The 23,992-nt window shown below is 48.7% G+C and carries 17 protein-coding genes, 3 pseudogenes and 1 CRISPR repeat array; of the genes and pseudogenes, 14 read left to right on the top strand and 6 right to left on the bottom strand.

Annotation, left to right across the window (positions count from 1 at the left end; genetic code table 11):
• Window positions 1–39: 39 nt before the first annotated feature.
• From GT3570_RS01685 to GT3570_RS01675, 3 genes are all read left to right on the top strand, one after another.
• A complete protein-coding gene (locus GT3570_RS01685) occupies window positions 40–711 on the top strand; it encodes a response regulator transcription factor (protein ID WP_062898343.1) in 672 nt (223 codons plus the stop codon).
• The gene (locus GT3570_RS01680) at window positions 692–2,065 is read left to right on the top strand and encodes a sensor histidine kinase (RefSeq protein WP_023633341.1); all 1,374 of its coding nucleotides are present in this window, start codon (window positions 692–694) and stop codon (window positions 2,063–2,065) included. The genes GT3570_RS01685 and GT3570_RS01680 overlap by 20 nt, the downstream gene beginning before the upstream one ends.
• A gap of 653 nt (window positions 2,066–2,718) precedes the next feature.
• The gene (locus GT3570_RS01675; protein WP_062898342.1) at window positions 2,719–5,028 is read left to right on the top strand and encodes a YhgE/Pip domain-containing protein; all 2,310 of its coding nucleotides are present in this window, start codon (window positions 2,719–2,721) and stop codon (window positions 5,026–5,028) included.
• A gap of 384 nt (window positions 5,029–5,412) precedes the next feature.
• Here GT3570_RS01675 and GT3570_RS01670 read toward each other — a convergent pair whose 3' ends face one another.
• On the bottom strand, window positions 5,413–5,736 hold the full coding sequence (locus GT3570_RS01670; protein WP_011229832.1) for a hypothetical protein: 324 nt from the start codon (window positions 5,734–5,736) through the stop codon (window positions 5,413–5,415).
• A 199-nt stretch (window positions 5,737–5,935) separates the two neighbouring features.
• Between GT3570_RS01670 and GT3570_RS01665 the strand changes: the two genes are divergently transcribed.
• The 3 genes from GT3570_RS01665 to GT3570_RS01655 all read left to right on the top strand — a co-directional run bounded on the left by GT3570_RS01665 (window position 5,936) and on the right by GT3570_RS01655 (window position 8,505).
• Window positions 5,936–6,460: a hypothetical protein gene (locus GT3570_RS01665; protein WP_023633343.1), complete on the top strand. Its 525-nt coding sequence runs from the start codon at window positions 5,936–5,938 to the stop codon at window positions 6,458–6,460.
• Window positions 6,420–7,073, top strand: coding sequence for a PspA/IM30 family protein (locus GT3570_RS01660; protein ID WP_023633344.1), 654 nt, complete (start codon window positions 6,420–6,422; stop codon window positions 7,071–7,073). Before GT3570_RS01665 ends, GT3570_RS01660 begins: the two co-directional genes overlap by 41 nt.
• Before the next feature lie 199 nt (window positions 7,074–7,272).
• Window positions 7,273–8,505, top strand: coding sequence for an MFS transporter (locus tag GT3570_RS01655; RefSeq protein ID WP_011229829.1), 1,233 nt, complete (start codon window positions 7,273–7,275; stop codon window positions 8,503–8,505).
• Between the two features lie 82 nt (window positions 8,506–8,587).
• Here the strand turns inward: GT3570_RS01655 and GT3570_RS01650 are convergent, their stop codons facing one another.
• Entirely contained in the window at window positions 8,588–9,643 is a 1,056-nt protein-coding gene (locus GT3570_RS01650; RefSeq protein WP_062898341.1) for a DmpA family aminopeptidase, read from the bottom strand.
• Window positions 9,644–9,737: 94 nt separating this feature from the next.
• Here GT3570_RS01650 and GT3570_RS01645 point away from each other — a divergent pair, with 94 nt between their 5' ends.
• Window positions 9,738–10,004 carry a hypothetical protein gene (locus GT3570_RS01645; RefSeq protein WP_223812571.1) on the top strand — a complete coding sequence of 89 codons (267 nt, stop codon included), beginning with the start codon at window positions 9,738–9,740 and terminating at the stop codon, window positions 10,002–10,004.
• A 75-nt stretch (window positions 10,005–10,079) separates the two neighbouring features.
• Window positions 10,080–10,374: a CRISPR direct-repeat array (repeat unit 30 nt; unit sequence GTTTCAATCCCTCATAGGTACGATAAAAAC).
• 429 nt (window positions 10,375–10,803) lie between these two features.
• Here GT3570_RS01645 and GT3570_RS18380 read toward each other — a convergent pair.
• Together GT3570_RS18380 and GT3570_RS01640 are read right to left on the bottom strand one after the other, a co-directional pair.
• Window positions 10,804–10,887: pseudogene (locus tag GT3570_RS18380) on the bottom strand (hypothetical protein); the annotation flags it as partial.
• A 32-nt stretch (window positions 10,888–10,919) separates the two neighbouring features.
• Window positions 10,920–11,336 (bottom strand): annotated as a pseudogene (locus tag GT3570_RS01640) (DUF4351 domain-containing protein); the annotation flags it as partial.
• 316 nt (window positions 11,337–11,652) lie between these two features.
• Between GT3570_RS01640 and cas9 the strand changes: the two are divergent.
• Both cas9 and GT3570_RS01630 read left to right on the top strand, forming a co-directional pair.
• Window positions 11,653–14,487 carry a type II CRISPR RNA-guided endonuclease Cas9 gene (cas9, locus tag GT3570_RS01635; protein WP_318258068.1) on the top strand — a complete coding sequence of 945 codons (2,835 nt, stop codon included), beginning with the start codon at window positions 11,653–11,655 and terminating at the stop codon, window positions 14,485–14,487.
• A gap of 80 nt (window positions 14,488–14,567) precedes the next feature.
• Complete coding sequence (locus GT3570_RS01630; RefSeq protein ID WP_062898340.1) at window positions 14,568–15,701, top strand: IS4 family transposase; 1,134 nt, start codon at window positions 14,568–14,570, stop codon at window positions 15,699–15,701.
• 147 nt (window positions 15,702–15,848) lie between these two features.
• On the opposite strand, the gene GT3570_RS01625 is transcribed toward GT3570_RS01630, so the two are convergent.
• Together GT3570_RS01625 and GT3570_RS01620 are read right to left on the bottom strand one after the other, a co-directional pair.
• Window positions 15,849–16,484 carry a hypothetical protein gene (locus GT3570_RS01625; RefSeq protein ID WP_062898339.1) on the bottom strand — a complete coding sequence of 212 codons (636 nt, stop codon included), beginning with the start codon at window positions 16,482–16,484 and terminating at the stop codon, window positions 15,849–15,851.
• The gene (locus GT3570_RS01620) at window positions 16,474–16,998 is read right to left on the bottom strand and encodes a sigma-70 family RNA polymerase sigma factor (RefSeq protein WP_241739094.1); all 525 of its coding nucleotides are present in this window, start codon (window positions 16,996–16,998) and stop codon (window positions 16,474–16,476) included. Before GT3570_RS01620 ends, GT3570_RS01625 begins: the two co-directional genes overlap by 11 nt.
• Before the next feature lie 233 nt (window positions 16,999–17,231).
• Here GT3570_RS01620 and GT3570_RS19385 point away from each other — a divergent pair.
• The 5 genes and pseudogenes from GT3570_RS19385 to GT3570_RS01595 all read left to right on the top strand — a co-directional run.
• A pseudogene (locus tag GT3570_RS19385) lies at window positions 17,232–18,529 on the top strand (transposase); the annotation flags it as partial.
• A 193-nt stretch (window positions 18,530–18,722) separates the two neighbouring features.
• Entirely contained in the window at window positions 18,723–19,286 is a 564-nt protein-coding gene (locus tag GT3570_RS18910) for a DUF6431 domain-containing protein (protein WP_011229674.1), read from the top strand.
• Window positions 19,287–19,436: 150 nt separating this feature from the next.
• On the top strand, window positions 19,437–20,684 hold the full coding sequence (locus tag GT3570_RS01605; RefSeq protein ID WP_015374208.1) for an IS481 family transposase: 1,248 nt from the start codon (window positions 19,437–19,439) through the stop codon (window positions 20,682–20,684).
• A complete protein-coding gene (locus GT3570_RS01600) occupies window positions 20,677–21,477 on the top strand; it encodes an ExeA family protein (RefSeq protein ID WP_062898338.1) in 801 nt (266 codons plus the stop codon). Before GT3570_RS01605 ends, GT3570_RS01600 begins: the two co-directional genes overlap by 8 nt.
• A 323-nt stretch (window positions 21,478–21,800) precedes the next feature.
• Entirely contained in the window at window positions 21,801–23,459 is a 1,659-nt protein-coding gene (locus GT3570_RS01595) for an IS1634 family transposase (RefSeq protein WP_062898337.1), read from the top strand.
• Window positions 23,460–23,992 lie beyond the last annotated feature (533 nt).

Genomic DNA, 23,992 nt, shown 5'->3' with positions numbered 1-23,992 from the left:
TATGATAAAAATAAGGAAGCTGGAACGGGAGGAAAGACGATGAAAATTTTGCTTGCGGAAGATGATCTCCATTTAGGGGAGTTGATTGTGCACTTATTAAAAAAGAAAGGAATCGACCATATCGATTGGGTTCAAGAGGGCGAAGACGCATACGATTACGCGATGGCGGAGTTTTACGACGTCGTCGTGCTCGATTGGATGCTTCCAAACGGCGATGGGGTGGACATTTGCAGCCGCCTGCGGCAAAACGGCTATACGGGTGCGATTTTGATGCTGACGGCGAAAGACGCGGTGCAAGACCGCGTCACCGGGCTTGAAGCCGGGGCGGATGACTATTTGGTCAAGCCGTTTGAAATCGATGAGCTCGTCGCGCGCTTAAAAGCGCTCGCCCGGCGCACGTTCGTCCCGCTCCAAGAGGAAAAAGTGACGTTTCACGGCTTCACATTGAACCGGACAAGCCATACGCTGCACCGCGGCGATGAGGAAATTTTCCTCACCCCGCGCGAATTTCAGCTCCTTGACCTGCTCGTGCAAAACCAAGGCCAAGTCGTTCCGCGGGAGACGATTTTGGACCGCGTCTGGGGGTGGGATGCGGATGTGTCGATGAAAACGATCGATGCAACGATCAAACTATTGCGCAAAAAGTTGAAAGACGATGTCATTCAAACGGTGCGCGGGGTGGGATATAAAATTGATAAATCGATGGAATGAATGGCGCGACTGGCTGCGCCGCTTAGAAAGCGCCGACTTATTCCGCCGCGCCCATTGGCGGCTGACAGCGCTCTATAGCGGCATTTTCACCTTGTTTCTCGCCTTGTTTATCCTAATCGCCGCTGCACTGTTTTACTGGATCACCACGTCCGATCAAGAGCGGCGCATCACCCGCCTCGCCGAGCAAGAGGCGAATACGATCGAGCAGTTTTTACTGAAGCAGAGCGATTTTGACTTGTTTCATGACGAAAGCGTCGTCCTGCTTAGTGAAGATCAACTTTTCTTTTACGTGATCGGCCCAAACGGCGATCTGCTTGCTGGGGATGAAATTCATCCGCGCCTGCGCCCGTATTTTTTGAACGTCTTGTCCCGCATGGACACAGGCGAGCGCACCCCTGTATATGTGACCGTGTCGCTGCCCGAGCATATGCCCGGCCTCGCCCGCGCCGCCGCCCGCGACTGGCGGGTGCTCGCTGTTGCCTATCCGCTTATCATTCATGGGGATTTTGCCGGCATGCTTTATATCGGGATGGACGTCACGTCGTTTTTCGGGGTGTTCCATTGGCTGCTCGTTGTGCTCATCGGCCTGGCCGTTCTGTTTCTCGCCGTCGGGGTGGCGCTCAGCTACTTTATGTCCAAGCGAGCGCTCATCCCGATTGAAGAAGCATACGAGCGGCAGCGCCAGTTCGTCGCTGACGCCTCGCACGAACTGCGGACGCCGCTGAGCGTCGTCTTCTCGTCCGTGGAGGCGCTCGCGTTGGAAGAGGATGTGATGAAAAACGACTTCGCCCACCGCCTGCTCGACCGCCTGCGCGAAGAGTTGAAGCGGATCACGAAACTGATGAACGATTTGTTGACGCTCGCCCGTGCCGATGCGAAGAACGCCGCGTTGGAGCTTTCGAAACAGACGTTTGATTTTCGCCCGCACGCCGAGCGCACGTTTCAGCTCGTGTCGGAACTCGCGGCGAAAAAGCAGATCACGATGCATTTTCACGCCCCAGAACAGGCGATTGTCACCGCCGACCCGGACAAATTGACGCAGCTGCTGTACATTTTGCTTGACAACGCGATCAAATACACCCCGGAAGGCGGAGACGTGACGCTATCGATCCGCACCGAGCCGAAGCAGTTCATCCTTTCTGTCAAAGACACCGGCATCGGCATCCCGCCTGAAGACATCGGCCGCATTTTCGACCGCTTTTACCGCGTCGACAAAACGCGCTCGCGCCAACAAGGCGGCCACGGCCTTGGGCTGTCGATTGCTAAGTGGATCGTCGAGGCTCACGGCGGCACGATCCACGTCCAAAGCCAACTCGGGCAAGGGTCGGAGTTTCTTGTCCGTCTGCCTGCTTAGAAGGCCGGTGAAAAACGGCTGTCACGAGCAAATCAGCGGCATTTCGCCAAAAAAGAAGGATGATTTCGCAAGGTTTTTCTAATTGGGAAATAGATGGAACTAGCAGCATTTTGTACTAAATCACCAGCCTTTTAGATCTTGCGGCGCGCTGTCATTGATAGGCGGCAAGGCGCGCCTTCTTTTTGAACATGATGAAATTGATTTTGCATTCAGCTGGTTACTCGCCACGTTTCACACTCAGCTTGTATGGAAGATGAAAACGGAAAATCGGAAATTTTATAGATGAACGATGGGCTTTATATTTTATCGCACTTCAAACATGAATGAATCATTTCTGCTTATTGCATGCAGGTATTGTTTATGATAAGATATAAAACGAAATGACCGAAACGTCCATTTGGTCAAAAAGATGAACGCCCCTGTTAGATAAAAAGAAACAAATGATTGATGCAACAACTCATCAGAGTAAATGGCACATGACTTTAAACGTTGATTGGGGGAAGGAACGCGAACCATTGTTTCAACAAAAGATTGCCCAACGGTTCGGCTGATATCGGTAAAAAGGATTGTCTCCATGACCATCCTTCTCTTTTTTACAAAAAAATGACTAAATGGACAAATCGGTCAATATTATTAAAAAGGAGGTTCCGCATGTGCGTGCATTTCAATTATGGATGCAGGAATGGAAAGCAGTTGCATCCAATCGGAAAACACTGATTCCGATTATAGCTGTCTTATTTATTCCGCTTCTATACAGCGGCATGTTTTTATGGGCGTTTTGGGATCCATACGATCATTTGGACGAACTTCCTGTCGCCGTGGTAAACAAAGACAAGGGGACAACGTTTGAGGGGAAAGCGTTTCATCTCGGCGATGATCTTGTTGAAAAGTTAAAAGAAAAAAAACAGTTTAACTGGCATTTTGTAAACGAACATGAAGGGGAAAAAGGATTAAAAGAACAAAAGTACTATATGCTCATTCAAATCCCTGAAGATTTTTCACAAAATGCGACGACGTTGCAAGACGATCACCCGAAAAAACTTCAACTTATTTACAAGCCCAATGAAGGATTTAACTTTTTATCAGCCCAAATTGGCGGAACAGCGGTTGAAAAAATCAAAACAGAAGTAGCCAAAACGTTAACGGAAACGTACGCAGAAAATATGTTTGAAAACATTCAAACATTAGCAGACGGGTTAACAAAAGCGAGCGATGGAGCCAAACAATTACATGATGGTCTCGGCGAGGCAAAAAATGGAACAAACAAACTGTATGATGGAATGAAAAAAGCGGAGGATGGATCCAAAGATTTGCATCATCATTTAGCGACACTTGCCGAAAAATCCATGGCCTTTACTGACGGATTGAATCAAGCAGTCAATGGTTCCACGCAAGTTCAAGCAGGGGTTCAAATGCTTGACAACGGGATGAAACACATGGTCGACGGGCAAGGGCAGCTGCTTGACGGAGCAAAACAGGCGCAAGAGGGAACCGCAAATCTTGCTTCCGGTGCAAAACGCGTATATGAAGGAATGCAAACACTCGATGCCCGCATGCCGCAGCTTTTGCAAGGTTCGGAACAATTAAGCGGGGGAGCCGAAAAGCTAGCATCATCGCTTGCGCAATGGCAACAAGGGGCGGCTCGGGTTCAAACAGGGGCGACCCAAGTAACAGGCGGGCTTGAACAGTTAGCGGCGCAGCTTGATGCACTCATTGCTCAAACCCCCGATCCGACACAAAAGGCGGTGTATGAGCGGCTAAAGGAAAATGTTGAGAAATTATCATTCGGAAGCAAACAAGTCGAAAACGGCATTGCGCAGTTAAACGATGGAGCCAAAGCATTACAATCAGGAGCAGCGTCGTTAAACAGCGGGGCGAAACAGCTGCATGAAGGGCATATTGCTCTCGACCGCGGGGTCGACGAACTGCTTTCTGGACAACAGCAGCTTGTCAATGGCGCCAATGCACTCTTGAACGGCCAAGAAAAGCTTGTCGCAGGCATGAACACGTTGCACGAAAAAATGAAAGAAGCGGAACAAGGAGCTGACAAACTCGCGAATGGCGGCCAAACACTGACCTCTGGTCTGCAAGTGCTTGCTCAAGGAGCTGATCGGCTGCAAGACGGCGCCCATCAATTGGCGGATGGTTCGCAGCAACTAGCAAGCGGAATGAATGAATTAACGAGTGGGACAAGGCATTTGCAAAATGGGATGAATCGACTGACAGACGGCTCAGAAGAACTAGCGGATCAGTTAAAAGAAGGGGCCAAAAAAGCAAGCGACGTAAAAGCAAATAAAGACGTATACGACATGTTTGCAGAACCGGTGAAAGTAAAAAATGAAAAAGTGAATGAAGTGCCAAACTACGGAACAGGATTTACACCATATTTCTTGTCGTTAGGCTTGTTTGTTGGGGCGCTTTTACTCTCGATTGTCTTCCCGCTTCGCGAACCAGCAGCGGTTCCACGTTCGCCATTTCATTGGTTTTTTGCAAAATTTGGTGTGCTCATTGGGGTTGGGATTTTTCAAGCGCTTCTGGCCGATAGCGTATTGCTTTACGGACTTGACTTACAAGTGAAAAGCGTTCCGTTCTTTATCTTGTTTAGCGTCGTCACAAGCATTGCCTTTTTATCTGTCATTCAATTTCTCGTCACAACCTTCGGGGATCCGGGACGGTTTATTGGGATTGTCGTATTAATTTTGCAATTAACAACAAGCGCCGGAACGTTCCCGCTCGAGCTCATTCCGCGTTCGTTGCAGCATTTTAACGCATGGCTCCCAATGACCTATTCTGTTTTCGGATTCAAAGCGGTCATCTCAAGCGGCGATTTCTCATTTATGTGGGAAAACATCGGTAAGTTGCTGCTGTTTATCGTCGCCATGATGGTTGGAACGATGGCGTATTTTACGATGCAACATCGCCGGCGATTTGCAACAGCCGTCGAACAAGCTTCTGAGGCATAATATGCTTCAGAAGCTTTATTTTTCACCTCACATTTCGCACCCTCCCGACGAAAATCGGGAGGATTTTTTCGTTCTGATATCAAATGAATTTCCTTTTGAGTCAGTCCCATGCCTAAAATGAGAAATATTCTTTTCTTCATCCCATGGCACAAACACTATGTATGGATAGAGCGATTTTTAACGCTGAACTTGACGGATATGGACATGGATGAGCGCATCCACGTCTAACATGATACGGAACGACTAACGATGGTCAAAAAAGATTGCCATCGCTAGTCGTGTTGGCCAAAACGTTATTCTGAAAAGCGAGATAAAAAATCCTTTAGCCTAGTCGATAAAAAATCGGGAAAGATTTTAGAAACATACGGTGAAATTATACAGCCCCTAGAACAAGTTGCAACAAAAACACGCATTCACGATGGCATTGACATAGGGCATGACCAAGTCTCCGACATCTCGGATTTCGATGGGAAACAGGCGGATGATGATGACAGAGATCGCGATGATGAGGAACAAACCGATTAGAGCGCCACCCAACCGCGCATGCGGATTCCATCGAATTCTCGCCAAGCCGACGATCAACGAGCCGATGGCGAATCCGAGAAACGAGCCGTACGCATAATATCCGACATCAAACGTCGGAAACAAAAAGGAAAACAAGAACACAAACAAAGCGCCGCCAACATCAAGCCCATACGACCGAACCACGTCTTCCCCTCCTTCGTCCCCACAATGTCAGAAAAAACAGATGCCCGTCAAAATCATCGTCCATCTCGCGGCGGATCCCCTATTCATGATATACTCAAAAATCCTTCAAAAAAATGTTCGCTTTTCACCTAATTTTCTCCTTCCCCCTCTACAATACAAACCGTAAGCCAGTCCACTGCCGAAAAAAGGAGGTGACGATGTGAAAAAGGCAAAAACGTTCCTATTCATCGCGCTCGCTGCTCTCGTTGGATGGAGCGCGTTTCATGTTCTGACGCCGCATGAAGTGATGGCGCACGGCCGTCCGGGCGTTCCATTTGCCGGCGTGCACGATGGATTCGGACATCACCATCGAGAGTTCGGCATGGGATCGCGCGAAGGCTGGATGATGGCAGGTTTGTTCATGTGGTGGCTCATTCCGTTTTTGCTCGTGGGCGCGGGGGCGATATGGCTCGCCGCGGCGCGGTCGAAGCGCTGGATCGGTTGGGCGCTTGTCGCTTTAGGCGTTGCTGCGATCTTGCCGAAATGGGTGCTGATCTTGCTGGCGCTGGCCGCCGTGTACACCTTAGGGCGCCGTCAAGCGCGAAAAACGGCAATTGCCGAAGTATGGGCGCCAGCACTGCCGTCCGTTCCCGTCGATTGGTTGGATGAATGGGAAAAAACAATACAAAAGGAGGCCAAACAACATGGGCATTTTTCGCCGGATCAAAACGATTATTCTCGCTGAGGCGAATGAACAAATTGACCGCTGGGAAGACCCCGTTGCCATGACGAAACAATATTTGCGCCAGCTTGAGCAACAACTCGAACAAGGCCGCCAAGCGCTCACCCAACAATGGGTCGCCGAGCGGCGCTATGAGACGCTCATCGCCCAAGCCGAAGCGACCATTGAGAAACGAAGCCGCCAAGCGAAACTGGCGCTCGAGCGCAACGAAGAATCGGTCGCCAAACTGGCGCTGCGTGATAAACTGTTGTACGAGAAAAAGCTGGAGGCGTACAAACAACAATACGAAGCCATCAAAGCGAAAACAGTTGAGGTCGCCAATCGCTTGAACCAACTACGCGAACGGTACGACGAACTCGCCGCCAAGCAGCTCGAGCTCGCGGCGCGGGTGAACGCCGCTCAAGCGTTGAAACAAATCGACACGGCGCTCGCTTCGTTTTCTGCCGATGAGGCGCTGCGCGGCTTCGCCCGCATGGAAGAGCGCGTCATCGCCTTAGAAGCCGAAGCGGCCGCCGCCCGGTTCGGGACGAATGCTGCGTTGTCCCCCGTGCCGTTTGAGGAAGAAGTGGAACGTGAATTAGCGAAATGGAAGGAAGCCCAAGCCAATAACGCCTAATCCCCTCCCCCTTTGACATAGATGACCCCCTTGCCGGGCAGGCAAGGGGGATGGTGTTTGTTCAGGGAAATGGCACCGCTCCCCACCGTCGCACGGCCTGACTCTCGCTTTCCCCCGTTCGGAAGCAAAATCGTTTCCTTTGTTTTTCCATCGTGGTAAAATCATTAGAGAAACGAAATAATACAGGAGATGACCTCCTATGAACTGGAAGCGAAGCGTCCGCGTTCTTTGGCTGTGCAATTTCATGGTTTCTGCCGGGATGACGATGGTCATTCCCTTTTTGTCGCTCTTTTTATGGCAAATGGGCGTCACTGAGCACCACGCCTTGAGCATCTGGACAGGACTTGTGTTTTCCGTCACGTTCCTATCAGCCGCTGTCATGGCGCCGATTTGGGGGGTATTCGCCGATAAGTACGGCCAGCGCGCCAACCTCATCCGCGCGGGGATCGGCATGGGCTTGATCACCGGATGCATGGCGTTCGCCGCCTCACCGATGACGCTGCTTGCTCTCCGATTTCTTGTCGGCTTTTTCTCTGGATTTATCACTGTCTCGTTTTCATACTTGGCCCGCGTTGTGCCGAGAGACCATAGCGGCGAGGCGCTCGGGACGCTGCAGACGGGAAGCATCGCCGGCAACATCATCGGGCCGCTCATCGGCGGCGCCTTATCCGACCTGTTCGGCTTCCGCCCGGTGTTTCTCGTGACCGGGCTTTGCATTTTACTGACGCTCTTGCCGGTCATTTTTTGGCTCGAAAAAGATCCCGTCGTGCCGCAGACAAAAGAAAACAAGGCCAGCTTCAAAGAAGTATTCAGACACCGGCCGCTCATCGTCTTATTTATCGCCACGTTTCTCGTGCAAATCGCGGTTCTTGGCGTCAACTCGATGATGACGATTTTTGTCCAATCGCTCATCGGCCATTCTAGCAATCTCGCCTTTCTATCCGGCCTCGCCTCGTCGATCACCGGCATCGCGACGATCATCGGCGCACCGTACTTAGGGAAACTCGGCGACCGGATCGGGCAGGAGAAAACATTACCGATACTGCTTGTGCTGTCCGGCTTGTTCGCCTTGCCGCAAGTATGGACGGACAACATTTATGAGCTGTACGTGTGGCGCTTCTTGCAAGGGCTTGTTGTTGGCGGCGTATGGCCGTCTATTCAAGCGCTCATCAACGCGCAAAGCCCGCGCCGCATTCAAGGGCGGGTGTTCGGCGTCACGGCAAGCAGCCGCTTCCTCGGCAACTTGACTGGCCCGACCGCCGCAGGCGCGATCGCAGGGTTCTTTTCCATTTCCTCCATTTTCGTCTTATCTGGTCTCTTGTTGATCGCCACCGGCGCATTGGTCGGGTATGCGACGCATGACCGTGCATGGCGCGAGGAAATGAAAGAGAAGATCGCCGCTTGGACACATCGTCTCCATAGTCGGTACTGACAACCACAGCGGCAAGAGGCGCGGCAGAAAAAACGAAACGGCCCGAAGAACCATTCCTTTCGGGCCGTTTCCTCTCATCGTTTCATTTCTCCGTCCATTTGATCCATCGAAGCAACGAATACGGAATCGCTTCCCCGACGCGTCCATTTCGCCCGGTCGTCGTCTCCGCCATCGTCAATGAATTCCAAATCGCTTCCTCTGTCGCCTCAACAGCCGCCTGAAACAACTCGTTCATGAGCGGCGCATCATCGCGGACAAGCGGCGGCAGCGCCTGATGCGCTGAATCCACAAAATGCGGAACCGTGTATGCCGTCGAAAAGGCGATGACGATGTCGCCGCTGCCATGATGAACGTGGCTTCCCGTCCGCGCCAGCCCCACCGCCGCCCGCTTCGCCAGCCGCTTCAACTGCCGCGCATCAAGCGGCGCATCGGTCGCGACGATCATCATAATCGAACCAGCCGGCACATCCCGTTCATCAAACGACGGCGGCACATACGGCACAAACCGCAGCTCTTCACGCCGCCCGAAATTGCTCACGACAAGCGCTCCGACCGTATACATCCCGCCCGCGATCCGCGACGAGCTGCCAATGCCCCCTTTCCAGCCGAAGCACATCATACCCGTCCCCGCGCCGATCGCCCCTTCTTCCATATCGACGCGCGCCTCGGCAATCGCCTGTTTCGCATGCTCCTTCGTCACCGAAAGCGCCCGCGCCGTATTCAAATAGCTGTCATTGCATTCCCCGACGACAATGTTGGCCGACCCGGTCGTATCTCCGATCTCCGGCGTCATCGCAAGCATATACTCAAGCGTCCCTTGCCAGACAGCGCCGACACTGAACGTATTGGTCAGCATAATCGGCGACTCGATCAACCCAAGTTCCTCGACCTGCACCAACCCGACCGTTTTCCCAAAACCGTTCAAAACAAAACAAGCCGCGGGCACCTTCTCCAAAAACCAGTTGCCCCCATGCGGCAACACCGCCGTCACCCCAGTGCGGATCACTGTCCGCTCATTCATATCTTCCCGAATCGTCACATGACCGACCCGCACCCCAGGCACATCGGTGACTTGATTGCGCTCCCCTGTCGGAAGCGTGCCGATGGAAAAACCAAGATCGCGAAGTTTGCGGCGCATCCATCCCACCCCCGTCGCTTTTCTCCGCCTTCTTTCAAACCGTCCAACGCCAACGCAGCATGTCCGCCGACACGACGGTGAACGAGAAAGAAGCGTGATTGTTCCCATGTCAAGTATATCGCATCGGACTGAGGAAATGCAGCAGCGGCAAAGAAAGGCGGTGAACAACCATGCCTGGTGGATCAATGGGGCCATACAAAAAAAGCAGATGCCAAAACGTTCTCCATGTGCGAAACAAAAAAGCGGCTTCCTGCAAAGCAAGCGGCGCAAGAATGAGCAGCCGAAGCAAAACGAAGCGGTCGATCGGGGAAGTGCAGCCATCCGGTTTCTTCAAACGGAAGACGTTCATACGATGGCGTGACATTGAAGAGGGTTTCGCCTCTTATAGGCGCGACAAAAACTGGGCGGAAACGCATGGAGAAAGCGGCCGACTCCGGTTTCAATCCCTCATAGGTACGATAAAAACCGGATCGTGGCATCGGCTTTCGCTCCGCGTACATCGCGGTTTCAATCCCTCATAGGTACGATAAAAACGGGAACGGCAAAAAAATATTTTAGTGATGTTAGTTGTTTCAATCCCTCATAGGTACGATAAAAACGTATGCTTGTTCGTAGATTTTCCCCTCCGGCGCAAGTTTCAATCCCTCATAGGTACGATAAAAACGCGCTTTGCGCGGAGCTTGCCGACTGCGACGTGTTCTGTTTCAATCCCTCATAGGTACGATAAAAACCCCAAAAAGGCTTGTTCCATCAAGCTTTTCGATTTGGAGTTATTTTCAGCATAGCACGTTTCAAAAATTCTGTCAATGACTTTCAATCGTGATGGCTGTAGGCTTGGAGCGTCAAAAACCATTGTCGTCGATCCCCCGGGTTTTTTGCATGATTGGAGGTCGACGACAATGCAAAGGCGGGTTGACTTCTTCGGCTGTTCGATCTTTTCCGCCGGCAGCCCGGTCAGTTCGTGGATCGTGTCGATATCCTACCCTTTCATCAACATTTCCTTCGCGATGTCGGGTTTCCCTTCCTCGATCCTTTTTGGCGTCCTTGTTCAATCCCATGCTTCATTCCCTGCTTGATCCTTGTCCGATTTCGCCGAAACTGCTCTCGTTTGATTGACGCTCCGAAGGCTTCACTTCCCGTGCAACTCACGGTACCAGTCGCTATGCAGGATATCTCGAAAGATTGATACTGTCGTTTCGATCTCTGTCAAGTTCAATTCCACAATCATCACATCGAAATACCCTCGTTAGATGGCCACCTCTTGTGTTTGATTTCCCTACTCTCTAAGCAATCCCCGAACATCTTCCTCTGAAAGATCCACCAACCGAGCAATGTCTTCCACCGTCATTCCTTTGCGTGCCATGTTACGAATCAGCTGTTTCATTCCTTGTTTCATTCCCTGTTTCATTCCTTGTTTGATGCCTTCTTCCAACCCTTGTTTCCTTCCCTTTTGCTCATAGGAAATGATCAGCTCCAACACGTTCTCTTTTTCTTTCGTTTCCATCGCCCTCACCTCTCTTTGGAGTTGTTGCTCTTCCTCCTCCGACAACTTCACATACGTTTCAAAAAAACCCAAGAGCAGCCGCTGCCTCGCTTCATCCAGCTCCAATCGCACCAACATGCGCAAAAACTCTTTTTTCAACTCGACTTTCTCACTTTCAGTATACCCCATTTTGCTTAGCAAGACGGTGGCAACCGAATTATTTGGTGGATGCAGCGCTAGGGCAGACCCATACGAGTGGGTTTCCCTCCACTCAAAATGATCTAACTTTTGAAAAAATGCTTGCGTTTTCTAAAATTCCCCATTATTATAGTAATAGGATCATACCACAGCAATGATCTCAGGGTTACTATGATAAGGGCTTTCTGCCTAAGGCAGACTGACCCGCGGCGTTGGGGATCGCCTGTCGCCCGCTTTTAGCGGGCATTCCCCATCCTTGCGCAAACTCAGACCTTGGCGGAAAACGCTAAGGTCTTTTTTACTACATAGCTATCGGGAGGGGATTGACATGAGATACAAAATTGGCCTTGATATCGGCATTACCTCTGTGGGTTGGGCAGTCATTAATCTGGATATTCCTCGCATCGAAGATTTAGGCGTCCGCATCTTTGACAGAGCGGAAAACCCGCAAACGGGAGAATCACTAGCTCTCCCTCGACGCCTCGCCCGCTCGGCCCGGCGTCGGCTGCGCCGCCGCAAGCATCGGCTTGAACGCATTCGCCGTCTGCTCATCCGTGAAGGAGTCTTAACGAAAGAAGAACTGGACAAGCTATTCGAGGAGAAACACGAAATCGACGTCTGGCAACTGCGCGTTGAAGCATTGGATCGAAAACTAAATAACGATGAATTAGTCCGTGTCCTCCTTCATCTAGCCAAGCGGCGCGGCTTCAAATCCAACCGCCAAAGCGAGCGCAGCAACAAAGAAAACAGCACGATGCTCAAACATATCGAAGAAAACCGGGCCATTCTCTCAGGCTATCGGACCGTCGGCGAAATGATTGTGAAAGATCCAAAGTTTACGCTCCATAAACGCAATAAAGGCGAAAATTACACAAACACGATCGCCCGCGATGACTTAGAACATGAGATCCGACTCATTTTCTCCAAACAGCGTGAGTTTGGAAACATGAGTTGTACAGAAGAGTTTGAAAATGAATATATCGCCATTTGGGCTTCGCAACGTCCTGTCGCTTCCAAAGATGATATCGAGAAAAAGGTGGGCTTTTGTACATTTGAACCAAAAGAAAAACGGGCGCCAAAAGCAACATACACATTCCAGTCATTCATCGCTTGGGAGCACATCAATAAATTGCGGCTCGTCTCCCCATCAGGCACACGGGGGCTCACTGATAAGGAGCGCCGCCTTTTGTATGAACAGGCGTTCCAAAAAAACAAAATTACCTATCATGATATACGGACATTGCTCCATTTGCCTGATGATACCTACTTTAAAGGCATTGTGTACGATTGGGGCGAATCGCTAAAGCAAAACGAAAACATCCGATTCCTCGAACTCGACGCCTATCATCAAATTCGGAAAGCCATCGATAAAGTGTATGGAAAAGGAAAATCAAGTTCGTTTCTTCCCATCGATTTCGATACATTCGGTTATGCCTTGACGTTGTTTAAAGATGATGCCGATATTCGCAGCTACTTGCGAAACAAATATGAACAAAACGGGAAACGGATAGCAAATTTGGCGAACAAGGTATATGACAACGAACTGATTGAAGAACTGTTGAACTTGTCATTTACAAAATTCGGCCATTTGTCGCTAAAGGCGCTCCGCAACATTCTCCCGTATATGGAACAAGGTGAGGTCTACTCTTCTGCTTGCGAGAAGGCTGGATATACATTTACAGGGCCAAAGAAAAAACAAAAAACGGTGCTGCTTCCGACTATTCCGCCGATCGTCAATCCGGTTGTCATGCGCGCATTGACACAGGCGCGAAAAGTGGTGAATGCCATTATCAAAAAGTATGGTTCGCCGGTATCCATTCATATCGAGCTAGCTCGCGATTTATCACAAACGTTTGACGAACGGCGCAAAACAAAAAGAGAACAAGATGAAAACCGGAAGAGAAACGAAACCGCCATCCGCCAGCTCATGGAATACGGGCTGACGCTAAATCCAACCGGTCTTGACATTGTCAAATTCAAACTGTGGAGCGAACAAAACGGGAGATGCGCCTACTCGCTTCAACCGATCGAAATCGAGCGGCTGCTTGAACCGGGTTATGTAGAAGTGGATCACGTAATCCCGTACAGCCGCAGTTTGGACGACAGTTATACAAATAAAGTGTTGGTATTGACAAAAGAAAACCGCGAAAAAGGCAACCGCATTCCTGCCGAGTATTTAGGTGTCGGAACTGAACGCTGGCAGCAGTTTGAAACGTTTGTGTTAACAAACAAGCAGTTTTCCAAAAAGAAACGGGATCGACTGCTCCGGCTTCATTACGATGAAAATGAAGAAATGGAATTTAAAAGCCGAAATTTAAATGACACTCGGTATATTTCACGCTTTTTCGCCAACTTTATTCGTGAACATCTGAAGTTCGCCGAAAGTGACGACAAGCAAAAAGTATATACGGTCAACGGCCGTGTTACCTCCCATTTGCGCAGCCGCTGGGATTTCAACAAAAACCGTGAAGAATCCGATTTGCATCATGCAGTAGATGCCGCCATCGTCGCCTGCACAACGCCAAGCGATATCGCCAAAGTCACCGCCTTTTACCAACGGCGCGAGCAAAACAAAGAACTGGCCAAAAAGACCGAACCGCAGTTTCCGCAACCTTGGCCGCACTTCGCCGATGAACTGCGGGCGCGTTTATCAAAACATCCGAAAGAGAGTATAAAAGCTCTCAATCTTGGAAATTATGATGATCAGAAACTCGAATCGTTGCAGCCGGTTTTTGTATCCCGCATGCCGAAGCGGAGCGTCACAGGGGCGGCTCATCAAGAGACATTGCGACGTTATATTGGCATCGATGAACGGAGCGGGAAAATCCAAACTGTTGTCAAAACGAAACTGTCCGAAATCAAGCTGGATGCAAGTGGACATTTTCCTATGTACGGCAAAGAAAGTGACCCAAGGACATACGAAGCGATCCGCCAGCGTCTGCTTGAACATAACAATGACCCGAAAAAGGCATTCCAAGAGCCTTTGTACAAGCCGAAAAAGAACGGCGAACCCGGGCCTGTCATTCGGACCGTAAAAATCATCGACACAAAAAACCAGGTCATCCCGCTCAATGACGGCAAAACCGTCGCCTACAACAGCAACATCGTTCGGGTTGACGTATTTGAAAAAGATGGGAAATCAGGCGTGTTGATTATCCAATAAAATCCAAAGGGTATAGAAAAAAGAGCACCTTTCCTGTAGAATGTGAGTAGCGACACAAACAAACCCAGGAGGTGCTCTCTATGAACAAGCATACCACACTCCCGAATTTGATGCAAAAACTTGTTTCGGATGAAGAGATTCAACTGATTGCCGAAGCGGTTGGGTATCGTGATTCGTCTCGAACCTTTACGTTGCGCGAGTTGATTCACTTCTTCCTGCTGGCCGCCATGCATCAATGGAAAAGCTTTCGCCACGGAGCCGATGTGGGGCCTCTGTATGGATTGCCGCGATTCCATTATTCAACTGTATCCAAGAAAGCGAAAGAAGTTCCCTATGACATCATGAAACGCTTGTTGGCGTTGATCATTTCCAAGTGCAACCGCCAAACCCGCCGCTCGCTTCGGTTTCCCAAACCGCTTCGGGTGGTGGATTCGACGACCGTCACGGTCGGGAAAAACCGCCTGCCATGGGCGCCGTATCACGGCGAACGCGCCGGAGTGAAGCTGCACGTCGCGTATTCGCCGGAATCCTCGTTGCCGGCAGACGTGGTGGAAACCATCGGACTGCGTCATGATGGCCCGGTGGGAGAACAGTTGACGAACGCTCAACAAGTGCTCGTGGAAGACCGGGCGTATTTCAAAATCGAACGCCTCGATCGATTTGTGGAGCAGCATCAGCTCTTTGTCATTCGAATGAAGGACAACATCGAACTTCATCAGAAAAAAAGCTTGAAACGCCTTTCCAGCACATCTTCATCGGTTCAAGCCGACTTCACGTGCCAGTTGGGGACGAAACAATGCCGATCGACCAAGCGTCACCGGGTAGTGATCTTTCGAGATGCAAATGGCCGCGACATTCGGGTCGTGACGAATCTCTTCCATGCGTCTGCGGAAACCATTGCCGACATGTACCAACAACGTTGGACCGTTGAAGTCTTTTTCCGCTGGGTAAAGCAATATCTGAATGTCCCAACCTTGTTTGGCACGACGGAAAATGCGGTATACAATCAGCTGTTTGGGGCGTTCATTGCGTATGTGTTGCTGCGATGGCTGTATGATCAAACCAAAAAACGGACGAACGTCTCTCTTTCCTTCATTTCGTTTGTTCGCCGTTTTTTCTCTGGGCAGCTTCCTCTCGATTGGAAATCCGGGATGGCCGCTGCTTTGTTTGAGTATGCCCAAATTTATGGAAGACGTATGTCTAATTTTGGATAATCAACACTCGTGATTAAGTGTATTTGGTTTTAAAAACAATTGTCAAAAAGGCTAAGTGATTGTTGAAGCGCTATATAGAATTAAACAGACGATTTTTCCCTTAGCGTAGGGAAAATCTTAGTGGCAGTACCTTTTTAAGAAATGGTTTTAATCAACTTTAAATGGGATTTCTTCTTTATAAGCCTTTGTATATTTTTCAATCAACTCCTTCTTCTCCACATCGCTATTAATTGGAATATCTCCACCAACAGGGATTAGTGTGTGCCACTTTTCTTCCGCTAAATATCTAGTCGCGAACAAGTAAGTTTGTCCTTCCTCAATTAGTTTATCACCCTCCATTAAAAACAAATAATCTCCTTCATACCCACCTACTTGGTTCACTTTTATTGTACCGTTTACTTCACCCTTAATATTATAAAGAACCTCAACTTCGAATTGTGTTTCTGGATAATCCCTATTTCTTGTTCCAACTTGCTTTACAACTTTACCTACAAAAACATTATCTGAAAAACCTACAACCTCTCTAGGATTGCTAATATCAATAGCATAATTTAAATCTATAGACTTAATTATAGGATTTTTTGGTGGAGTATTTGTAAAATAATTAGGAACAAAATATATAATTGATATAAACGCAATCATCACTGGCGCTAAAACAAGTACCCATTTACGTTTTGGCTTTTTTAATTCTAATTTAGCTTTTTGTATTCCCAACTTACTTCTAGTGTGAACTTCCTTCGGGACTTCAATCTTATTTATTTCCTGTGTAATTTTATTGCTCACATACATCATCTCCTTTCCATTCTTTTTGAAGTTTTTTTAACGCTCTATATAAAATTGTTTTTGCTGTTCCTAAAGGAATATTAAGTATGTCCGCAACTTCTTGAATAGTGCAACTATTATAGAATCTTAAGATAATGACATTCTTCTCATCTAATGATAATTTTTCAATCAAATCCTTTATTGTAACAGAATTTGGAATATTGTCATCTATATCTTGTTTACTTACCTGAGATTCGACTACATCGTAATTTTCGATTAACGTAATTTTCTTTTGAGAGCGAATAATATCTAAAGCACATCTTATTGCAATGCTAATTAACCAAGTTTTAAAGTATTTTGGTTCTCTAAGACTGATTATCGATTTGAATGCTCGATATGCAGTTTCTTGAACTACATCCAGTGCATCATCTTTGTTTTTTAGATAAATAAATGCAATTCTATAAATTTCTCCTTCATACGGCTGAAATATTTTCAAAAATGCTTCTCTATCGCCTTTCTGGGCTCTTTTAATCAATCTTATAATTGAAAACACCTCCAATAATTGCTTTATCAATTATTAGACGTAAAGAGTTATAATTTAGCTTTTAGTTTTCGGAAATTTTTTCAACTATATAAAAACAAGGATGTCTCAAAAGCGTTCGTATATTGTTCACTTTTGGGGAATTTTTTTGGCAAAAAAGAAGAAAACCGTTCCTTTTTTGGTATCATAAGGTCACCACAACCCTACCAAGAAAGGACGGTTTTCTAATGTACATTCATTATAACCGAAATCAACTCATTTTGCCAATGAATCTTGATAATGTCCATTCCAGAACATCATCTTTGCCAGATTGTGTATCTAGCCGTAAAAAAATGGATCCAGCTCTGCTCGTTTCCCTATATCTTGGTGGAAAACACCCTGCCTATTATCCGAAAATGATATTGAAGGTTATCCTGTATGCACATGTCAACTGGATTGATTCCTCTCGCCAAATCGACAAGCAGTTGAGAGAAAACATTTACTTTATGTGGCTATCTGGCCATCAAACCCCGGATTTCCGCACGATTAACCGATTTCGGTCAGAACGGATGAAGGACGTCATTTACGAAACGTTTTGTCCATTGTCGATCTGCTGCACCAAGAAGGGCTTGTCAAAGCTGGAGGATTACTTTTTAGACGGAAAAAAAAAAATCGAAGCCAATACCAATCAATACTCCTTTCGTTTGAGGCAAATCCACCGAAATCTTCTACCAGAAGTTGGACGAGAAATTCTGGCAAATCATCTCCTCGATTAAACAGGTGGCGAAAGAAGATGAAGTAGCGGAACAGGAAGGAGATTTCCAAGAAAAACTGGAGGTTTCGGCGATTACGTCCGAGGTGACCGAATCCGTAATCGAACAAGGAGAGGAATGCTTAAAGAAAGAGCCAAAGAATCGTACGTTAAAGAAAATCAAACGTCGATTGGAACAGGATATTCTTCCGCGCAAGAAAAAAATGAAGAATTCAAAGACGTGCTAGGCAAATGAAACAGTTTTTCGAAAACCGATCCGGATACGACATTCATTCGAATGAAAGATGACCATATGAAAAATGGCCAGTTAAAGTGGGGATACAATGTACAAATGGGAACAGAAAACCAGTTTGCCGTTGGATTTAGTTTCCAGAAACACCCCGGGGATGCCGGGTGTCTCATTCCGCATTTTGAGCTATTGACGGCTTATGAGTGTCCCATGCCCAAACGAGCCATTGAGGATTCCGCCTGTGGGGGTGAGGAGAACTACACGTACTGCGAGAAACAGAATATCGTTGCTTTGATCAAGTACAACACATTGGACTGGGAACAGACGAAGGCGTGGGCGAAATAGATCGGCCGAGTCAAGAACATGACGTATGATAAGGGGCTGGATGAGTGGATTTGAGCCAAGAGGGAACAGTTGGTCTTTGTATATGAACGGAAGGAAATGACCGACAGGGTTACGTCACCTTCAAGCAGACGTATCGGTGCACAGCATGTGCTGGATGTCCGTTTCAAGCGACATGCTCAAAAGGCAAAGACTCGAAAACAAGCCGGTATTTGGGCAAATCAAGCACAGCCAGCAATTTAAGTGTAAATTATCACTTTATTTCCGCACAAAAAAGACTCTTTTTTGCACATTCCTTCGGAATATCCCTCTCCCCCTTTCCGAAAGAATGTGCTAAATTTTTTGTGAATTATTTCGGAATGGGACATGGGTGATTTCCAGAGGGGGGACGAGGACGTGATTCGGTTTCATGACTTTCAGGTCGATGTCCAGACATATGCCCAGCGGGGAAAACAAAACGACTTTCCCCTTCTTAAGCGGTGCCCTCATTGCCAGGCAAAACGCCCTCTTTATCGCCATGGGTACTACGAACGAAATGCCGTGACGTCGCATCAGTCTTATCGCATTTGGATCGCTCGGTATCGCTGCCCGGAGTGCAGGAGGACGGTGGCCGTGTTGCCTTCATTTCTTCTCCCTTATTTTCAGTATACGTTGCCCACCATATGGAGAGTGGTGAAAGAACGGTTGGGCCTGACTCCGAAACGGGGGATGGAGGAGGCTCCACTCCTTCCTACGGATGAAGGGGTTTTATTTTATGTCCGACGTTTATTCCGAAATTTGAACCACCTTCATTGGTTTTTTGCGGAGCGCTGGAGAAAAATTGGTCCTGCCATCGCCCAAGCGAGAGAACGAGCCCTATGGTGGATCCAGACGATGGAGGAGATCGGCCTCTTTTTCGTCATCCAAGAGATATGGGAGCACCGATCGACGCATCTTTTTGCACGTACATTCAGTTCCTGATTTTACTTATATCCCCTTATACCCTTATATGGAATCATTTATAGATTCCACAAACCTTTCCTCTCGACGGTCGGGGGAATGATCCGATAGGATAGAGACAGGATGGACCGATAAGGTCCTAGAATGGGATGAACGAAGGAGGAGATCGAAATGAATGAGTCGATGAGACAGGAGATCGCTTTATTTCGGTATGGATTGATCGCTCCATTGGTGAATGGACAAGTCGATCCAAAAACGTACTTGAAGGAAGTAGCGGAACGGATCCATCAAGTTCCCCACCATGGAGAGAAACGCATCGCCGCCAAAACGATCCTCGACTGGTGCACGCAGTACAAAAAAGGGGGCTTTGAGGCGCTGAAGCCGAAACGACGGTCGGACCGTGGCCATTCCCGGAGGCTGTCACCTGAAGAAGAGGATCACATTTTAGCCCTGAGAAAAAAACACCCCCACATGCCCGTGACGGTGTTTTACCAACACCTTATCGAGCAGGGGGAAATCCAATCCATCTCTTATTTCACTATATACCGACTTTTAAAAAAATACAACCTCGTGGGGAAAGAAATTTTACCGATTCCTGAACGAAAACGATTCGCGTACGATCAGGTCAATGAGCTCTGGCAAGGTGATTTGTCCCATGGCCCGTTGATTCGCGTGAATGGCAAAACGCAAAAAACGTTTTTGATTGCCTATATCGATGACTGCTCGCGGGTCGTGCCGTACGCTCAGTTTTTCTCTTCCGAGAAATTTGACGGGTTGCGGATCGTAACCAAGGAAGCGCTGCTTCGATACGGAAAGCCGAAGCGAATTTACTCGGATAACGGCAAGATTTATCGGGCGGAACCCTTGCAGTACGCCTGCGCGGAGTTAGGGATCACCTTGATCCATACCCAGCCGTACGATCCGCAAAGCAAAGGGAAAATCGAACGATTTTTCCGCACCGTACAGACGCGGTTTTACCCGTTGCTCGAAATGAATTCACCGAAGTCGCTCGAAGAGCTAAACGAGCGATTTTGGAAGTGGTTGGAGGAAGATTACCATCGAAAACCGCATGCCTCGTTGAACGGGAAGACGCCACATGAAGTGTTTCAATCGCAAGTCCATTTGGTGTCGTTCGTCGACGATTCGGATTGGCTCGACTCGATCTTTTTGAAACGCGAATACCGTAAAGTGAAGGCCGATGGTACGGTCACGTTGAACAAGCAGCTGTATGAAGTTCCGCCCCGGTTCATCGGACAATCGATCGAACTCCGTTATGATGAACAAGGCGTGTATGTGTACGAAGACGGTCAACGGGTCGCCGAAGCGGTCCTTGTTCGCTTCGAGGACAATGCCTATGTGAAACGCCATCGGTCACCGTTTGCGGCGGTTCCGGTAGAGGGAGGCGAAAACGATGTATAAAACGTTTTATTCCCTTTCCCGAGAGCCGTTTTCGAAGGAGACGAATCCACCAGAGGCTTATCAAGGGGCCTCGTATCAAGAGGCCCTCGCCGCTTTGGACTACGTGAAACGAACAAGAGGGATCGGGCTATTGATCGGTGAACCAGGGGCCGGCAAGACATTCGCCCTTCGGGCGTTTAAGGAATCCCTGAATCCGTCACTGTATCACGTCGTTTATTTTCCATTGTCAACGGGAAGCGTGATGGACTTTTATCGCGGCCTTGCCTTCGGGCTCGGGGAAGAGCCGAAATACCGCAAGGTCGACTTGTTTTATCAAATCCAACAAGGGATCGAGCGCTTGTATCATGAACAACGGGTAACGTCAGTGTTCATCCTCGATGAAATGCATTTAGCGAAGGATGCCTTTCTGCAGGATATCGCGATCCTGTTCAACTTTCACATGGACTCAACAAATCCGTTTGTCTTGATTTTGGCGGGGCTGCCCCATTTACAGGCAAAACTACGCTTGAATCAACACCGTCCGCTTCACCAACGAATCATCATGCGATACCAGATGGGGCCTCTTGATAAGGAAGAAGTGGTAGGATATATCGAACACCGCCTGAAACAGGCGGGGGCGAAACACTCGATTTTTACCCCAGCTGCCTTAGAAGCGATCGCCCTGCAGTCGCAGGGGTGGCCGCGGATCATCAACAACCTCGCCACCACTTGCCTGTTATACGGCGCTCAATTAAAAAAACATATGATTGACGAAGACATTGTGCGTATGGCAGCCGAAGAAATGGGGTACTGACACAGCAGGGGCTGATCGGCCCCTGTTATGTTTCATCCCGATCCATCCTCATTCTAGTTAATCATCCGAAATAATGTGCAAATGTTCGGAAATAATCTGCAAAACCTGGAATAATTCGCAAAGATTTTGCACATTATTTCCGAATCCGTCCGAAATAATTTGAAAAAGGGATTCTGAAATAATGTGCTAATTTACACTTATCATCTCAACTATTTGCTCTTTACTCACATTTCGCACCCTCTCGACGAAAATCGGGAGGATTTTTTCGTTCCGATGTCGAATGAATCCTTGACACACAAGGAACGTAAAGGAGTTTTTCTCTTATGAACGTTCAAGTCAAAAAGGTCTATCGCAATTCTTATTTGAATATAATAAGTGCTCTATTCAAGAAACTGGGTCTGCCTCAATTGATTGACCATCTCGTGCCCGTCGATCCGCAGTGCCAAACGCGAGTCAGCGATGCCGTTCAGGCCATCCTCTACAATGTGTTTGACGGCCGGCAAGCCCTTGTTCACTTGGAACATTGGGCTCAGGAGGTCGATTGTGAGAAACTCATCCGTCCCGATCTCCATCCTTCCTGGTTGAACGACGATGCGTTGGCCCGTCATCTCGATCGCCTGTATGAGGCTGGCATTCACAACGTCATCAGCACTTGCTTGATTCATATTTATCGCAAAGAAGGCCTTTCCCTCCGAGCCTTCCACGCCGATACGACGGACAAGACCGTTTACGGCGCGTATGAATCGGCCTCGTTAGAGGCCTTACAAATCACACATGGCTACAACCGCCATCATCGTTGGCAAAAACAGATCGGTTTCGGACTGGTCGGCAACGAGGATGGCATCCCGTTTTACGACGATGTGCACGATGGCAACCTGCCCGATAAAACATGGAATCCCGAGGTGCTGTCTCGTGTCCATGAACAGCTGAAGCAGGCCAAAATCGAAGACGAATGGATTTACGTGGCCGATTCTGCCGCGATGACGAAAGAGACCCTGGCGCAAACCAAAGCGGCCAACGCCTTTTTGATCACCAGAGGCCCTTCGTCGCTCCGGATCGTGAAAACCGCGCTGGCCGAAGCGGATGCTGAGGACACGACGTGGAGCGATCCCTTTACGTTGGCGGAGAGAAACGGCGCCACGTACCGGGTATGGGAAACGGCCTCGACGTATGAAGGCCACCCCGTTCGGCTGATCGTTGTTGAATCGAGCGCGCTCGACCAGCGAAAAGGAAAGACGCTCGAAAAAGAACGAACCAAAGAAGCGGAGCTTCTTCGCGAGGAACAAGCCCGTTGGGAGCGTCACCCTTTCTCGTGCCGGGAAGACGCTGAACAAGCCTTGGCGTCCCTCAAGACGTCCCTTCGCCCACGGTTTCATCAGGTCAAGGCCGCGGTCGAAGAGATCGTACGCCCGAAAAAACGGCGCGGACGGCCGAAAAAAGGGGCGGAACCCGAGATGGAGACGCGGTATCTCTTGCGCCTTGACGTCGAATTCGACCAAAACGCGTGGGAACAGGCAAGACGGAAAGCGTCCCGGTTTGTCCTCGTCACGACCGTTCCGGAGGAATGGAAGGGCCAACAAATGGATGCCCAAGAGATCTTGAAGCTATATAAAGGGCAGATCTCGGTGGAAATGAACTTCGCTTTTTTGAAAGACCCTTTTTTCACGGATGAGATCTATGTCAAAAAGCCAGAACGAGTTGCGGTATTGGGCTATTTGTTTCTCTTGGCCTTGGCCATTTACCGCGTCTTTCAGCGCCGGGTGCGCCAGTTCATCACACCCGAACACCCATTAAAGGGCGCCGGAGGCCGCAAGCTGACCCGACCGACGGGGCAGGCGATTTTCCAGCTGTTTCAATATGTGAACGTCGTCCTCCTGGAGCTGCCGGATGGACGCATCCAACGCTCACTGGATCGCTCCCTCACCCCTGAACAACGAAGGATTCTGCAGGGGTTGGGGCTGGATGAGAGCATTTACGTGTAACGTCATACGGAACGACCAGCGATGGTAAAAAAAGGATAGCCATCGCTCGTCGTGTTGGTCAAAAAGTTATTCTGAAAAACTAAATAAAAAATCCTTTGTTTTGACCTTGTTAGGGTGCGAAATGTGAGTTATACCACAGCGATAATCTCAGGGGAACTATGACCGTGCAAGTCCAGGTCTTGCCATACGTCCAATTATACCACAGCGATAATCTCAGGGGAACTATGACCAAAGTTGCGCATCGCAGTAGAATCTCAAAATTATACCACAGCGATAATCTCAGGGGAACTATGACCTTGTCGTAGCCGATGTCGGTTACTTCCAAATTATACCACAGCGATAATCTCAGGGGAACTATGACATTAAAGCAATGACATACTACCGATAAGCTATAGGAAGAACAGGTGTCTTCATTCCTCATAGGCACGATAAAAACACAAAACGACCCCGAAGTAGGAATGGGGCATCGTTTCAATCCCTCATAAGGTATGGTAAAAATCCAAAAAGCGTTGCCATATCAAGCTTTCTCCCGC

Origin of the sequence: Geobacillus thermoleovorans (assembly GCF_001610955.1) — a bacterium.
In the GTDB taxonomy this organism is placed as follows: domain Bacteria; phylum Bacillota; class Bacilli; order Bacillales; family Anoxybacillaceae; genus Geobacillus; species Geobacillus thermoleovorans.
This window is presented reverse-complemented; position numbering and strand designations above follow the sequence as displayed.

What these genes read in the sequence shown, in the direction of transcription:
- GT3570_RS01685 (WP_062898343.1), top strand. Translation starts at nt 40, where the DNA reads ATGAAAATTTTGCTTGCGGAAGATGATCTCCATTTAGGGGAGTTGATT.
- GT3570_RS01660 (WP_023633344.1), top strand. Translation starts at nt 6,420, where the DNA reads ATGGGCATTTTTCGCCGGATCAAAACGATTATTCTCGCTGAGGCGAAT.
- GT3570_RS01655 (WP_011229829.1), top strand. Translation starts at nt 7,273, where the DNA reads ATGAACTGGAAGCGAAGCGTCCGCGTTCTTTGGCTGTGCAATTTCATG.
- GT3570_RS01650 (WP_062898341.1), bottom strand. Translation starts at nt 9,643, where the DNA reads ATGCGCCGCAAACTTCGCGATCTTGGTTTTTCCATCGGCACGCTTCCG.
- cas9 (WP_318258068.1), top strand. Translation starts at nt 11,653, where the DNA reads ATGAGATACAAAATTGGCCTTGATATCGGCATTACCTCTGTGGGTTGG.
- GT3570_RS01630 (WP_062898340.1), top strand. Translation starts at nt 14,568, where the DNA reads ATGAACAAGCATACCACACTCCCGAATTTGATGCAAAAACTTGTTTCG.
- GT3570_RS01605 (WP_015374208.1), top strand. Translation starts at nt 19,437, where the DNA reads ATGAATGAGTCGATGAGACAGGAGATCGCTTTATTTCGGTATGGATTG.
- GT3570_RS01600 (WP_062898338.1), top strand. Translation starts at nt 20,677, where the DNA reads ATGTATAAAACGTTTTATTCCCTTTCCCGAGAGCCGTTTTCGAAGGAG.
- GT3570_RS01595 (WP_062898337.1), top strand. Translation starts at nt 21,801, where the DNA reads ATGAACGTTCAAGTCAAAAAGGTCTATCGCAATTCTTATTTGAATATA.